Here is a 12,293-nt window from a genome sequence, read left to right on the forward strand (position 1 = left end):
GATGTCCCTCGAGTCCCGCGCGGCGACCGAAGACGACGTCGAGGAGTCCGAGACTCGGTCCGAACCCGCGTCCGTTATTGGAGCCGACGTCGAGGGCGCCGGCCGTCGCGCGACCGACGCGGCGCCGGTCGTCGCCAGCGACCTCACGAAGCGGTACGACGAGACCCTCGTCTTCGACGGGCTCGACCTGTCGGTCGACCCCGGCGAGGTCTGCTGTCTGCTCGGCCCGTCCGGCTGCGGCAAGACGACCCTGCTGCACCTGCTCGCGGGACTCGAAGACCCGACCGGCGGCCGCGTCGAGATCGACGGCGAACGGGTGACGGGCCCCGACTACCGGTGGGGCGTCGTCTTCCAAGACCCGCTCCTCTACCCGTGGCTCTCGGTGCGCGAGAACGTCGAGATCGGCCCGAGGCTCCGCGGCGAGGAGCCCGACCCCGACCTGATCGACGAGCTGCTCGAGCTGGTCGGGCTCGACGGCTTCGCCGACGCCGACACGTCCGACCTGTCCGGCGGGATGGCGCAGCGCGCGTCGCTCGCGCGGACGCTGGCGAACGAGCCCGAGGTGCTGCTCCTCGACGAGCCGTTCTCGGCGCTCGACCAGCTGACGAAGATGGAGCTGCAAGACGAGCTGTTGCGGATCGTCGACGAGCTCGGCGTCACCGCCGTGTTCGTCACGCACGACATCGACGAGGCGGTGTACCTCGGCGACCGCGTCGCCGTCATGGGGCCGGTCCCCGCTGGCATCGAACACGTCGAGCGGATCGACAGCGAGACGCGCTCGCGCGACGACGAGGCGTTCCTCGCGGAGCGGGCGGCGGTCTTCGAACGCCTCGAAGCGGTGGGACTCGAATGACGCACGAACATCACACGAACCACGACGACGCCGACCCCGACGTCGCCGCGAGCGCGCGCGAGCTCATCGGCGGCGCCGGCTGGCGGGACCCCTCGGAGAAGGCGCGGAAGAGCGGGCTCTCCCGACGGGAGTTCATGAAGGAGTCCGGTCTGGCGTCGCTCGCCGCGGCCGGCGTCGGCTCGACGGCCGGCTGTCTCGGCGGCGGGGGCGGGGACGACGGCCCGCCGACCGCGGAGATCGGTTACCTCCCGATCACGGACGCGGCGCCCCTGCTGACGGGGTACGCCAACGACCACTTCGCCGACCACGGCGTCGACGCCGCGGAGCCGAAACTGTTCCGCGGCTGGTCGGACCTCGCGGAGGCGTTCCTCTCGGGCGAGGTCAACGTCGCGCACTTCCTGATGCCGATGACGGTGTGGATGCGCTACGGCGACGAGCTGGACGCGAACGTGCAGGTCGTCGCGTGGGACCACACGGACGGCTCCGCGCTGACGGTCCAGCAGGACGTCGACGAGTGGGCGGACCTCGGCGGCGGCACCGTCGCCGTCCCGTTCTGGTACTCGATCCACAACGTCATCCTCCAGATGGGGCTCCGCGAGCACGGGCTCACGCCCCGGACGGACTCCTCGGCCGACGAGGTGGCCGACGACGAGGTGAACCTCGTCGTGACGCCGCCGCCGGACATGCCCGCGGCGCTCGAGAACGGCTCCATCCAGGGGTACATCGTCGCCGAGCCGTTCAACGCGATCGGCGAGCTCGACGCCGGCGGGAAGATATTGCGGTTCACCGGCGACGTCTGGCGCGAGCACGCCTGCTGCGTCGTCGTGATGCGCGAGGAGCTGGTGGAGTCGCAGCCGGAGTGGACGACCGACGTGATGGGCGGGCTCGTCGACGCGCAGCAGTACCTGCGCGGGAACCGGTCGGAGGCGTCGCGGCTGCTTTCCTCGGCGGGGAGCGGGCTGCTCCCGCAGGGACCGGAGCCGATCGACCGCGCGCTCACCCACTACGACGAGCACGAGCCGTACCTCGAGTCGGGCGCGATCCGGAACGAGGAGTGGGACATCGAGCGGATCGGCTTCTACCCGTACCCGTACCCGTCGTACACGGAGGAGCTGATCCGTCGCATGCGTGAGACCCGCGTGGAGGGCGAGGACGCGTTCCTCGACGACTTAGACCCCGCCGAGGTCGCCGACGACCTCGTCGCGTACGACCCCGTTCGCACAGCGTTAGAAGAGGCCGGCGGCCCGCCGGCGTTCGACGTATCCGAGGACAATGGCTACGAGAGACAGGAGACGATACGGTTCTGAGCTGCTCGGGGAGAGCGGCCGCCTGCTGCCGGCGGTCGGGCTCCTCGGCGGCCTCGCCGTCTGGTGGGCGGTGACGGCGTTCGGCAGCGGTATCATCACCAACTTCGCGCCGGCGGCGACGTTCGCCGTCCTCGCGGAGCTCGTCGTCTCGCCCGCGTTCTACGACCACGTGTTCGTCAGCGTCTACCGGTTCGCGGTCGCGCTCGGGCTCTGCCTGGCTGTCGGGCTCCCGATCGGGATCGTGGTCGGTTACTTCAAGGCGGCCGAGCGCGCGACGACGGTCCTCTTCCAGTTCATGCGGATGATCTCGCCGCTGGCGTGGTTCCCGATCGCCATCATCGTCTTCGGCGTCGGGACGCAGTCGGCTGTGTTCGTGATGTTCATGGCCGGCCTCTGGCCGATCGTGTTGAACACGGCCCACGGGATCGCGACCATCGACGACGACTGGCTCACGGTCGGCGAGTCGCTCGGCGGCGACACGCGCGCCCTGCTTCGCCGGGTCGTCGTCCCCGCGGTGATCCCGGACATGCTCACGGGGATCCGCCTGTCGATCGGAATCTTATGGATCATCCTCGTCCCCGCGGAGATGCTCGGGGTCAACACAGGGCTGGGATACCTCATCTTAGACGCCCGCGACCGGTTCTCCTACGCGGAGATACCCGCGGTCATGCTGGTGATCGGCTTCATCGGCTTCTGGCTCGACCTCTCCGTCCGCCGGCTTCACGCCCGGTGGAACTGGGGATAGCCGGCCCTCCGCCCGACGCCGGCGCGCGTTCCGCGCCCTCTCGCACGTCGATTTCCGTGTCATCCCGCACGTCGATTTATGTGGCACGCTACCGTGCATCCACGTATGACCGAGGACGACACCGACGACGCCGACGACACCGAGGCGGTCGAGACGACGACGGGCGACGAGGGGGCGGCCACCGGTCGCGGCGCGCCCTCGCGGCTCGGCCGCGTGCTGCTCGGGGTCGGCCTCGCGGCGCAGGCCTCCGAGGACTTCCGCGACATGGACGAGACGATCGAGTACGCGGAGTCGGCGGGCGTCCCCGCCCCCGACCTCGCCGCCCCGTTCGCCTCGGGGATGATGCTCGTCTCGGGGATCGGGATCGCGCTGTGGCGAGCCCCTCGGATCACGACCGGCGCGGCCGTGACGTTCCTCACGGTCGTGACCGCGACGATGCACGACTTCTGGAACGCCGACGAGGACGACAAGAGCGGCGAGCGGCTCGCCTTCTTCGGCAACCTCGCGATGCTGGGCGGGGCGCTCGTGTTCCTGCGAGAGGCGTTCGACTGAACGCGGGACGCGAAGTCAACGCGGTCGGGAATCCGGGGCGGTGGGTGCGTCGTCGGTAACTCTCGAATGAAGTCGCGGAGTTCCGCCTCGCCCGTCCGTGAGACGCTCTCGGCTTAATCCGACTTAATCGGGTGAAAGCCGATCTCACCATTACACTGTTATATACCAACACGTCTCGTGACCGAGCGGTGAGATGCCGAACGACCTCAGTACGTCCGACGTTCTTACGCTACTTGCCAAACGACGACGGCGGCTACTACTACAACTGTTGCGGGACGCTGGCACACCGCTACCGACGACCGAGTTGGCCGAACGCATCCGAGACTGCGAGTGCGACGAGCCCGCGTCAAGCGATTTGGTGTCGATTCGGCTGAGTCTCCGCCACGCCCACCTTCCCAAGCTCGAAGAAGCCGCTGTCGTGGCGTACGACGAGAGTGAGGGGACGGTCCGCCCCGAGCGGAACTTCGGGACGCTCATTCGCTTCTTAGAGAAAGTGGGTGAAGAAGGGTCACCCTGTTCCGACCGCTGAGCGATTTCGCTCTATTCCGTTGTGGCGGTCTCGCTGGCCCGCTGTCGGCCGAACAACGAACGCGAACGACCGCCGAACGCGAACGACCGACGCGACCAACTTCGTTATAACTCGCCCGCGTCGAGCGGGTCCTCGAGCTGTCCCATCACCGCCTCCAGCGCGTCGGTCGCGGTGAGGAGTCCGACGATCTCGCCGTCCTCGATGACGAGCGCGAGCTCTTGAGACTCGGCCTGAAACTGGTCGTAGGCGTCGCTGATGCTCGTCTCCGGCGAGACCGTCACCGGCGGGGCGGCGATCTCCGCGAACGTCACCGCGCCCGACCGGAGCTCCTCGAAGCGGCTCACGATCGAGGGCGCGTACACGATCCCCTCGAAGTCGTTCGGACCGTCGCCCACGAGCGGGAACCGCGTGTGCGGCGTGTCGCGAATCCGATCGAGGTTCTCCTCGATCGACGCCTCGGTCGACAGCGAGACGACCTCGTCGGCCGGCGTCATCAGGTCCCCCACGTCGAGCTCGTCGACGGCGAGCGCGTTGAGGACCTCCTCGCGGCGCTCCTCGGGGAGCTCGACCTCCTCCATCATCGACCCGAGGCGGTTGCGGAGTTCCGCTCGCGTCTCTAACACCTCGCTTTCGGTCTCGGTCCACGACCCGGTCATCTCGACGCCGAACAGCCCCAGCGTCGCCTTCGCGACCCAGTCGCCGATCTTGATCAGCGGCGAGATGAGCCACGCGAACCAGTACAGCGGGCGCGCGCCGTACCCCGCGACCTGCTTGGAGCGCTCGACGCCGAGGTAGGTCGGCGTCTGCTCGCCGTGCGTCAGGTGCACCATGTTGATGATGAAAAAGCCCAGGAGCGAGCCGGCGCCGGCGGACGCGAGCGCCGTGTTCTCGAACAGCGGCGCGAACAGCGCCGCGAGCCCCGGCTCGGCGACGATTCCGAGCGCGATGCTCGTCCCGGAGATCCACACCTGACAGGTGGTGAGGTAGAACTCCAGGTCGTCCGTCATCTCCCAGGCGCGCCGCAGTCCCGGGGTGTCGATCTCGGACTCCGGATACTGCCGGAGCCGCGTGAGGGCGAACTCGACGGCGACGAAGTACGCGTTGATCAGGATGAGGAAGGCGCCCGCCGCCACGCGGAGGGCGATCTCGGTCGGCGGCATCGCTGTCGCGAGCGGGATCATCGTTCCCACGGTCCCGGCGCGACCGGCAAAAGAGTTCAGGGATCGCGCCCTCTCGTCGCTACCCGTAGTCCTCCCGCCGCTACTCGTAGTCCTCGTACGTCGGCCGACCCGACTCCGGCGGGAAGTCGTCGACCGGCGCGGTCGTCTCGTCGCCGCTCGCCATGTCCTTCACCGTCACCTCGCCGTTGGCGAGGTCGCGCTCGCCGACGACGACCACCGTCTCCGCGTTGATCGAGTCGGCGTACCCCAGCTGCGCGCCGAACGACCGGTCCGACACGTCGCTCTCGACGACGTGGCCCAGCTCGCGGAGCCCGCGGGCGATCTCGGCCGCCTTCGCGCGCGTGTCTCCCACGCTGAGCACGTAGTAGTCGGTCGAGAGCTCCTCATCGGGCCAGACGCCGGCGCGCTGACAGAGGAGCTTGAGGGTGGCGTGACCGGGCGCGACCCCGACCGCGGGCGTCGGCTGGCCCCCGAAGCTCTCGATCAGGTCGTCGTAGCGCCCGCCTCCGAAGACGGAGCGGGACACCTCGCCGGTGGAGTCGAAGCACTCGAAGACGACGCCGGTGTAGTAGTCGAGCCCGCGGGCGGTCGTCAGCGAGACCTCGCAGAACTCGCCCGCGCCGAAGTCGTCGGCCGCGGCGAGCACGTTCCGCAGGTTCTCGACCGCCGCCTCGACCTCCTCGCCGCCGGCCTCGGCGACCGCGTCGAGGTCGTCGGGGGCGTCGACGTCCGAGATGAGGTCGTCGAACTCGCGGGCGGTCGCGCGGTCGAGCCCGGCGTCCGAGAGGAGCCCGAGGTACTCGCCGTCGTCGACCTTCGCGCGCTTGTCGACGGCGCGGATCGCGGCCGCCGCGTCGACGGCGTCGGGGTCGTCGGCGAGCGCCCGGACGAGCCCGCCGAGGATGTCGCGGTGCGAGACGCGGAACTCGAAGTCGTCGCCCGTGAGCCCCAGGTCGGTGAGCGCGTCGGCGGCGACCGCCAGCACCTCGGCGTCGGCCTCCGGCGCCGACGAGCCGAACACGTCGATGTTCGTCTGATAGAACTCGCGGAAGCGGCCCTGCTGGACCTGCTCGTAGCGCCAGAACGGCCGGGTGGAGACCCACTTGATCGGCTTCGACAGCTCCTGCCCCTTCGCGACGACCATCCGGGCGACGGTCGGGGTGAGCTCGGGCGTCATGGAGACGCCGCGGCCGCCCTTGTCCTCGAAGGCGTACAGCTCCTCGACGATCTCCTCGCCGGACTTGTCGACGTACATCTCCGTCCGTTCCAAGGCGGGGGTGGCGATCTCGCGGAAGCCGTACCGGCTCGCGGCGTCCTCGATCGCGTCGGTCACCTCCCGGCGGGCTGACTGCTCGCCGGGGTAGAAGTCGCGGAATCCCTTGAGACCGTCGTACATACGCGTCGGTTCGGCGACCGCCCGCTTGAAAGCATCCTTTCGGGGCCGCCGGGCGGTCCGGCGACCCACTCGGACACTCCGTCGACTCCCTCGCCGCCCCGACCGCTTCCCCTACTCCCCGCCGTCGCGCGTCGGGAGGTCGGGCTCGAACGCGGCCGCCTCGACGGCCATGTCGAGGACGTCCTCGACGTTCTCGTCCTCGGTGACGCTCATCGTCGCGTCGACGGACTCCGCCCGCACCGCCTCGAAGCGGTCGTGTTTGTTCGCCACGGTGAGGAACGGGACCGCGTCGCCGAACAGCTCGCGGACCTCCTCGCGCAGCTCCAGCTGGACGTCGAGGGGGTAGCCGCAGTCGCCGGAGGGGTCGAGCACGAACACGACGACGTCCGCGAGGTGTTCGAGGGCGCTGACCGCCTGCCGCTCGATGTCGTTGCGCTCCTCCTCGGGACGGTCGAGCAGTCCGGGGGTGTCGACGATCTGGTACCGGACGTGGTCTCTCTCGAAGTGACCGATCTGAACGCCGCGGGTGGTGAACGGGTACTCCGCGATCTCGTTGGAGGCGCGGGTCACCCGGTTGACGAACGACGACTTCCCGACGTTCGGGTAGCCGGCGATCACGATGGCGGGCTCGTCGGGCCGGATGTCGGGGAGCACCTTCAGCTGGTCGCGCGAGTCGCCGATGTACCGCAGGTCGTCTTCGATCTGGTCCATCACGTCGGCCATGCGCGCGAATGCCTGCTTCCGGTGTTTGCGCGCGGTGTCGACGTCGGAGTTGCGGATCTTCGTGGTGTACTCGTCGCGCAGGTCTTCGATCTGCCGGCTGGCCCACATCACCTGCGAGAGCGCCTGCCGGAGGCGGTCGACGTCGACGATGGCGTCGGCGAGCTCGTAGTAGAACGGGTCGACGTCGAAGCCGAAGTCCGGCCACGAGACGACGACGTTCTCCAGGTTGTCCGAGAGCACGTTGCCCGCGGTGCGTAACATCGACTCCTGTGCCTCGTGGCCGCGCTTGGCGCGTCCCGCGCGGGCCGCCCGCGAGAACGCCTTGTCGACGAGTTCCTCCGATCGGGGGGTCGTCGGGAGGCCCTCAAATATCATGTTGGCCGTGCTTGGCCACCGACGCGTATAAGACCGTCCGTTCGGGGACCCGCGCGACACGGCGGCACACGGTCGCTCACGGAGGGACGCGGGCGGCACCGACGCTCGCTCGCCGACGAAGCTCCGCCGCCGCCGATGAACGATCGTTATCTTTCTTGCGCATATTTCGAGCCATATTTATGCTTCAGGGAAATACACCGCTCATGGCACGCTCGTTCACGCCCACGACGTACGAGGACATCGACCCGGACCGCCGCCCGAGCCTCGCGGCGGCGCTGGTCCCGGTCCTCGCCGTCGTGGCGTTCCTCGGCGTCGGCTCGGCCGTCCTCGGCCTCGACCCGCACGCCCCGCTCCTCTGGAGTATCGCCTTCGTCGGCGCCTTCGGCCTCCGGCTCGGCTACGACTGGGACGACCTGTTCGACGGGATCGCGAACGGCCTCGTGATGGGGCTCCAGGCGCTGCTGATCATCTTCACCATCTACGGGCTCATCGCGACGTGGGTGAGCGCCGGGACGATTCCGGGGCTCATGTACTTCGGGCTGGAGACGCTCACGCCCGCGACGTTCCTCCCCGCCGCCGCGGTCGTCGCGGCGGTCGTCGCCTTCGCCATCGGCTCCTCGTGGACCACCGTCGGGACGCTCGGCGTCGCCTTCGTCGGCATCGGCGCGGGCCTCGGCGTCCCGGACCCGATGACGGTCGGGGCCGTCCTCTCGGGGGCGTACGCCGGCGACAAGCAGTCGCCGCTCTCCGACACGACGAACCTCGCCGCCGGGGTGGCGAACACCGACCTGTACGCGCACATCCGCCGAATGCGGACCGGCACGCTGCTCGCGTTCGGGCTCGCGGTGCTCGGCTTCCTCGCGCTCGGGCTCCGCACCAGCGGCGCCATCCCCGCGGGGCGGATCGCCGAGATACAGGGCGCGCTCGCCGGGACCTACGCGATCACGCTCCTCGCGTTCGTCCCGCTCGCCGTCACCTTCGGGCTGGCGCTGCGCGGGTACGCCCCCCTCCCGACCCTCGTCGCCGGCGTCTTCGCCGGGGTGCTCACGACCGTGTTCGTGCAGGGCGCCGGCTTCGTCGCCGCGTGGGACACGTTCATGTACGGGACCGCGCCCGAGTCGGGCTCCGACCTCGTGAACGAGCTGCTCGCGACCGGCGGCCTCACCGGCTCCGCGTGGACGATCACGGTCGTCGTCGCGGCCCTCTCGCTCGGCGGCATCCTCGAGCGGACCGGCGTGCTGGCCGTGATCGCACACGCGTTCACCTCGTCCGTGAAGAGCCCGGGCGCGCTGGTCGCCGGGACCGGCGTCTCGGCGATCGTCATCAACGCGCTCACCGCCCAGCAGTACATGAGCATCGTGCTCCCGAGCGTCACCCTCCGGAACACGTACGAGGAGTTCGGGATGGACACCGACCAGCTCTCCCGCGCCGTCGAGGCCGCGGGGACGCCGACCGGCGCGCTGTTCCCGTGGCACGCGGGCGCCGTCTACATGGCGGGCGTCACCGGCGTACCGACGCTCGAGTACGCACCGTACTACCTGTTCGCGTTCCTCTCGCCGCTCGTGCTGTTCGCCATGGCCGCGACCGGCTTCGACCTGAACGCGACGCCCGCGGCGGCCGTCGACGACGTCGACGCCGCGGCGACGGCGTCCGCGGCGACCGACGACGACTGACGAGCCGCCTGCGACGACCGACCACTATCTCGTCGAGGCGGTCAGACGACGTGTTCCAGCTGTGTGGACTTGGTAGATGTTATCGGACAGTGACGTCTCTCAGAAGCCGTGCCGAATACAGGGCGCGAATACAGTACGAGGTTGCCCTAATGCCGCTTCACCGCTGAGCTGCTAGATTGAATTCCCCAACACGCCACCAATATCGGCCGCATCAAGATTCACACGCAGGTCGTATTTCCTCGACGATCACGTTGATTTCAGCGATTCACCTCAGTCGTCAGGTTCGATAGGGACGTCGACGCCGCCGTCTGTCCCATCTGTCTCCACCGCCTCGGCGAGGTCTTCCAGTGCGAGCGCGACGTTGCGCTTGTTCGCCTTCCAGAGCGCGTCGACCACAGTACCAATGTAAGGGATGGACCCCCCCGCCACGTCGATAGTGATGTTGGCGAGCATCTCCACCAACGTCGTGAAGGAGACTCCGAGATATGCCGACTCGGCGACGATATACAGGGAGAAGGCGCCACTCACTAGATCGCCAGCGACGGGGAGTGCCCCCAGAACGGGGTCGATTCCGATCCGGAAACCGATGCCGGGAATGCGCACGCTCTCGTCGAGTACATACGCGACCGTCTCCATCCGCTTGAGCGCGGCCTCGTCGACGTTTTCCGGTAGTTCACCATCGTAGTCGATGTCGAACCGCGATTCGAAGGCCGCGGGCATGGAGCGATATTTCGAGTGGGAGACGGAAAACCTGCGTGGTGGATGTCGTGCGACACGAGTGGGAGTTCGGTCGTGCGTTACTATCTTCTCAGGATGAGCCGTCTATCGGCTGTATCTAGCAGTTCGAGTCTGAAGCGGCCATAGTGGGTGATTCTGAGAGGTGGAAAGCCTCAGACATTCCCCTCGTCGGCGACGACCCTGTAGCACGGCTGAACACTGTGACAAGTGGGGGACTGAACCTGACCCATCGCTGACCCGCCACCACCAACACCAAATCGAGCACGTATCAGATTCGGTCGAGACGCTGGAGGGGCGTCTGCGTCCGGATTGTTTCTGGGAGTTTAAACAGTGGCTCGAAACGGAGCAGGTCACCTAACGGCATTCCGAAGATCGCCAGATACCTGCTCTGTATTCAGCACGGCGTTTCCGCCAACTGCGGAGAATTTCAACGGCGCCGCTACTTGCGACGTGTTCCGTCCGGAAGCCGGAACGCGAGACCGTACATCCGCCCGACCGATTCCGATCCGATCTCGCTCGCGAGCCGGCGAGCGGTCGCCGACAGCGCGCCGCCCGCGTCACCGGGGTACTCCGCGGCCATGGACGCCGCCCGGTCGGCGTGTGCGGAGACGTGGCTCTCGGTCCAGGGCACCGGCTCCAGAAGCGTCCGCTCCCGCTCGAACTCCCAGCCGTGCCCCGCGAATAACCGCCGCAGGAACGCCGCCGGGTAGAAGGTGAGCGCCGGGCGACCGCGGGCCAGCTCCGACGCGGCGTTCTCGACGGCGAACAGCTCGCGGACGGCGGCGCCGTCGGGCAGCGGGTCGTAGTCGTCGACGACGAGCCCCGCACCCGGGGCGGCGACTCGCGAGAGCTCCTCGGCGACCGCCGACAGCGCCGCGGGTTCGAGGACGTTACAGAGCCCGTGGGCGGTGATCAGGTCGACGGAGTCGTCGGGGAGCGGGACGGACCGGAGGTCGGCTTCCAGCACCGCCAGTCGGTCGCCGACGGCCCCGTTGTCGCCGTCGCTGTCGCCGTTCCCGTCGCTGTCGGTGTCGCCTCCGCCGTCCCCGCCGGCGCCGACGCGTCGGCGCGTCGTCCGCGCGTGGTCTCCGTCGTTCGTCACGGCGTAGACCCGTTCGGCGCCGTTCGCGAGCAGCCCGGCGGTCGCGTTCCCGGCGCCCGCGCCGGCCTCCAGACAGCGCTTCCCGGCCACCGGTCGATCTTCGAGCGCTGTCGCGACCGTCCTTGGAACGTCCATCGGCCGTCTCAGTGGTGCAGCTGCTCCGGGACCGGGCTGTCGTCGTGGCGCACTCGCTCGATCAGCGACCGCTGGGCGGCCTCGTCCATCCCGTCGTACTCCGCTGCGGCCTCCAGGATCATGGTGACGAGTTTCGGATCGCCGGCGCTGACGACGCTAGTGAGTCCCCGCGCGGCGGCGAAGTCGAACCGCTCCCGGATCTCGTCCGGCGCGGTGACCGGACGGTACCAGTTCGCGAACGGCCGGTCCGCCTCGGGGAGCTCGTCAGTCGACGGCCACGAGCCGGCCGCGAACGCCTTGATCCCGAGCGTCCCGACGTCCTTCTCGTCGGCGCGGGCGAGGACCGCCTCGTAGTCGTACTCGTCGTCGTCCTTGCCGGCGACGACGGGGTTCAGCGGGAACATCACCGAGTCGAGGTCGTCGATGCGGTCGAGCGCGTCGAGGACGAGGCCGGGGTCGCCGTGGCTCGTCAGGCCGATGTGGTCGATCAGCCCCTCCGCTTTCGCCTCGCGAAACGCCGCGAGCGCGCCGTCGTCGCCCGTGATCGAGTCGAGCTCCTCGTCGTACTCGAGCCCGTGCACCTGATACAGATCGATTTTGTCGACGCCGAGGCGGTTCAGCGATCGTTCGAGCTTGCGCCACGCGCCCTCGTACGTCCGCTCTTGGGTCTTACAGCCGAGGAAGATCTCCTCTCGGTGCTGTCGGAGCTTCGGGCCGAGCTTCAGCTCCGCGTCGCCGTACTCCGGCGCCACGTCGAAGTGATTGACGCCGTAGTCGAGGACGTGTTCGACCAGCTGGTCCGCGCCCTCCTGTTCGAGCCAGTTGAGCGCGATGGCGCCGAACGTCATGACGGTGCTGTCGTGACCGGTGTCGCCGAGCGGGCGGGTCTCCATGCGTTCGTCATCACGCCCGCGTGGCATAACGGTTGGCGGCGCCCGGCGAGCCGGGGTCGGACGCCGCGACCGCTCCGAACGCGCCCCGCGG

At 68.8% G+C, this 12,293-nt stretch carries 12 protein-coding genes; 6 read left to right on the forward strand and 6 right to left on the reverse strand.

Going from position 1 to position 12,293, the window contains the following annotated elements; all coding sequences use genetic code 11:
• Position 1 precedes the first annotated feature (1 nt).
• The 5 genes from B4V04_RS10815 (at position 2) to B4V04_RS10835 (ending at position 3,986) form a co-directional block, all read left to right on the forward strand.
• Positions 2-853: an ABC transporter ATP-binding protein gene (locus B4V04_RS10815; RefSeq protein WP_498231537.1), complete on the forward strand. Its 852-nt coding sequence runs from the start codon at positions 2-4 to the stop codon at positions 851-853.
• Positions 850-2,160: an ABC transporter substrate-binding protein gene (locus B4V04_RS10820; RefSeq protein ID WP_498231539.1), complete on the forward strand. Its 1,311-nt coding sequence runs from the start codon at positions 850-852 to the stop codon at positions 2,158-2,160. Before B4V04_RS10815 ends, B4V04_RS10820 begins: the two co-directional genes overlap by 4 nt.
• The gene (locus B4V04_RS10825) at positions 2,126-2,905 is read left to right on the forward strand and encodes an ABC transporter permease (RefSeq protein WP_498231541.1); all 780 of its coding nucleotides are present in this window, start codon (positions 2,126-2,128) and stop codon (positions 2,903-2,905) included. The genes B4V04_RS10820 and B4V04_RS10825 overlap by 35 nt, the downstream gene beginning before the upstream one ends.
• A 105-nt stretch (positions 2,906-3,010) precedes the next feature.
• Complete coding sequence (locus B4V04_RS10830; RefSeq protein ID WP_498231543.1) at positions 3,011-3,457, forward strand: DoxX family protein; 447 nt, start codon at positions 3,011-3,013, stop codon at positions 3,455-3,457.
• 193 nt (positions 3,458-3,650) lie between these two features.
• Entirely contained in the window at positions 3,651-3,986 is a 336-nt protein-coding gene (locus B4V04_RS10835) for a DUF7344 domain-containing protein (RefSeq protein WP_498231544.1), read from the forward strand.
• Between the two features lie 104 nt (positions 3,987-4,090).
• Here the strand turns inward: B4V04_RS10835 and B4V04_RS10840 are convergent, their stop codons facing one another.
• From B4V04_RS10840 to B4V04_RS10850, 3 genes are all read right to left on the reverse strand, one after another.
• Positions 4,091-5,167, reverse strand: a complete 1,077-nt coding sequence (locus B4V04_RS10840) for a CNNM domain-containing protein (RefSeq protein ID WP_498231546.1) — start codon at positions 5,165-5,167, stop codon at positions 4,091-4,093.
• Between the two features lie 79 nt (positions 5,168-5,246).
• Entirely contained in the window at positions 5,247-6,563 is a 1,317-nt protein-coding gene (gene hisS, locus B4V04_RS10845) for a histidine--tRNA ligase (protein WP_498231548.1), read from the reverse strand.
• A 111-nt stretch (positions 6,564-6,674) separates the two neighbouring features.
• Entirely contained in the window at positions 6,675-7,661 is a 987-nt protein-coding gene (locus tag B4V04_RS10850) for an NOG1 family protein (protein ID WP_498231549.1), read from the reverse strand.
• 203 nt (positions 7,662-7,864) lie between these two features.
• Here B4V04_RS10850 and arcD point away from each other — a divergent pair, with 203 nt between their 5' ends.
• Positions 7,865-9,334, forward strand: a complete 1,470-nt coding sequence (gene arcD, locus B4V04_RS10855) for an arginine/ornithine antiporter ArcD (RefSeq protein WP_498231550.1) — start codon at positions 7,865-7,867, stop codon at positions 9,332-9,334.
• Between the two features lie 270 nt (positions 9,335-9,604).
• On the opposite strand, the gene B4V04_RS10860 is transcribed toward arcD, so the two are convergent.
• From B4V04_RS10860 to B4V04_RS10870, 3 genes are all read right to left on the reverse strand, one after another.
• Entirely contained in the window at positions 9,605-10,054 is a 450-nt protein-coding gene (locus B4V04_RS10860) for a DUF4112 domain-containing protein (protein ID WP_498231552.1), read from the reverse strand.
• A gap of 457 nt (positions 10,055-10,511) precedes the next feature.
• Positions 10,512-11,309, reverse strand: a complete 798-nt coding sequence (locus tag B4V04_RS10865; protein WP_498231553.1) for a class I SAM-dependent methyltransferase — start codon at positions 11,307-11,309, stop codon at positions 10,512-10,514.
• An 8-nt stretch (positions 11,310-11,317) separates the two neighbouring features.
• A complete protein-coding gene (locus B4V04_RS10870) occupies positions 11,318-12,202 on the reverse strand; it encodes an aldo/keto reductase (protein ID WP_498231555.1) in 885 nt (294 codons plus the stop codon).
• Positions 12,203-12,293 lie beyond the last annotated feature (91 nt).

This window comes from Halorubrum sp. B52, from assembly GCF_059752555.1.

What these genes read in the sequence shown, in the direction of transcription:
- B4V04_RS10840 (WP_498231546.1), bottom strand. Translation starts at nt 5,167, where the DNA reads ATGATCCCGCTCGCGACAGCGATGCCGCCGACCGAGATCGCCCTCCGC.
- B4V04_RS10850 (WP_498231549.1), bottom strand. Translation starts at nt 7,661, where the DNA reads ATGATATTTGAGGGCCTCCCGACGACCCCCCGATCGGAGGAACTCGTC.
- B4V04_RS10830 (WP_498231543.1), top strand. Translation starts at nt 3,011, where the DNA reads ATGACCGAGGACGACACCGACGACGCCGACGACACCGAGGCGGTCGAG.
- hisS (WP_498231548.1), bottom strand. Translation starts at nt 6,563, where the DNA reads ATGTACGACGGTCTCAAGGGATTCCGCGACTTCTACCCCGGCGAGCAG.
- B4V04_RS10860 (WP_498231552.1), bottom strand. Translation starts at nt 10,054, where the DNA reads ATGCCCGCGGCCTTCGAATCGCGGTTCGACATCGACTACGATGGTGAA.
- B4V04_RS10820 (WP_498231539.1), top strand. Translation starts at nt 850, where the DNA reads ATGACGCACGAACATCACACGAACCACGACGACGCCGACCCCGACGTC.
- B4V04_RS10825 (WP_498231541.1), top strand. Translation starts at nt 2,126, where the DNA reads ATGGCTACGAGAGACAGGAGACGATACGGTTCTGAGCTGCTCGGGGAG.
- B4V04_RS10835 (WP_498231544.1), top strand. Translation starts at nt 3,651, where the DNA reads ATGCCGAACGACCTCAGTACGTCCGACGTTCTTACGCTACTTGCCAAA.
- arcD (WP_498231550.1), top strand. Translation starts at nt 7,865, where the DNA reads ATGGCACGCTCGTTCACGCCCACGACGTACGAGGACATCGACCCGGAC.
- B4V04_RS10870 (WP_498231555.1), bottom strand. Translation starts at nt 12,202, where the DNA reads ATGGAGACCCGCCCGCTCGGCGACACCGGTCACGACAGCACCGTCATG.
- B4V04_RS10815 (WP_498231537.1), top strand. Translation starts at nt 2, where the DNA reads ATGTCCCTCGAGTCCCGCGCGGCGACCGAAGACGACGTCGAGGAGTCC.
- B4V04_RS10865 (WP_498231553.1), bottom strand. Translation starts at nt 11,309, where the DNA reads ATGGACGTTCCAAGGACGGTCGCGACAGCGCTCGAAGATCGACCGGTG.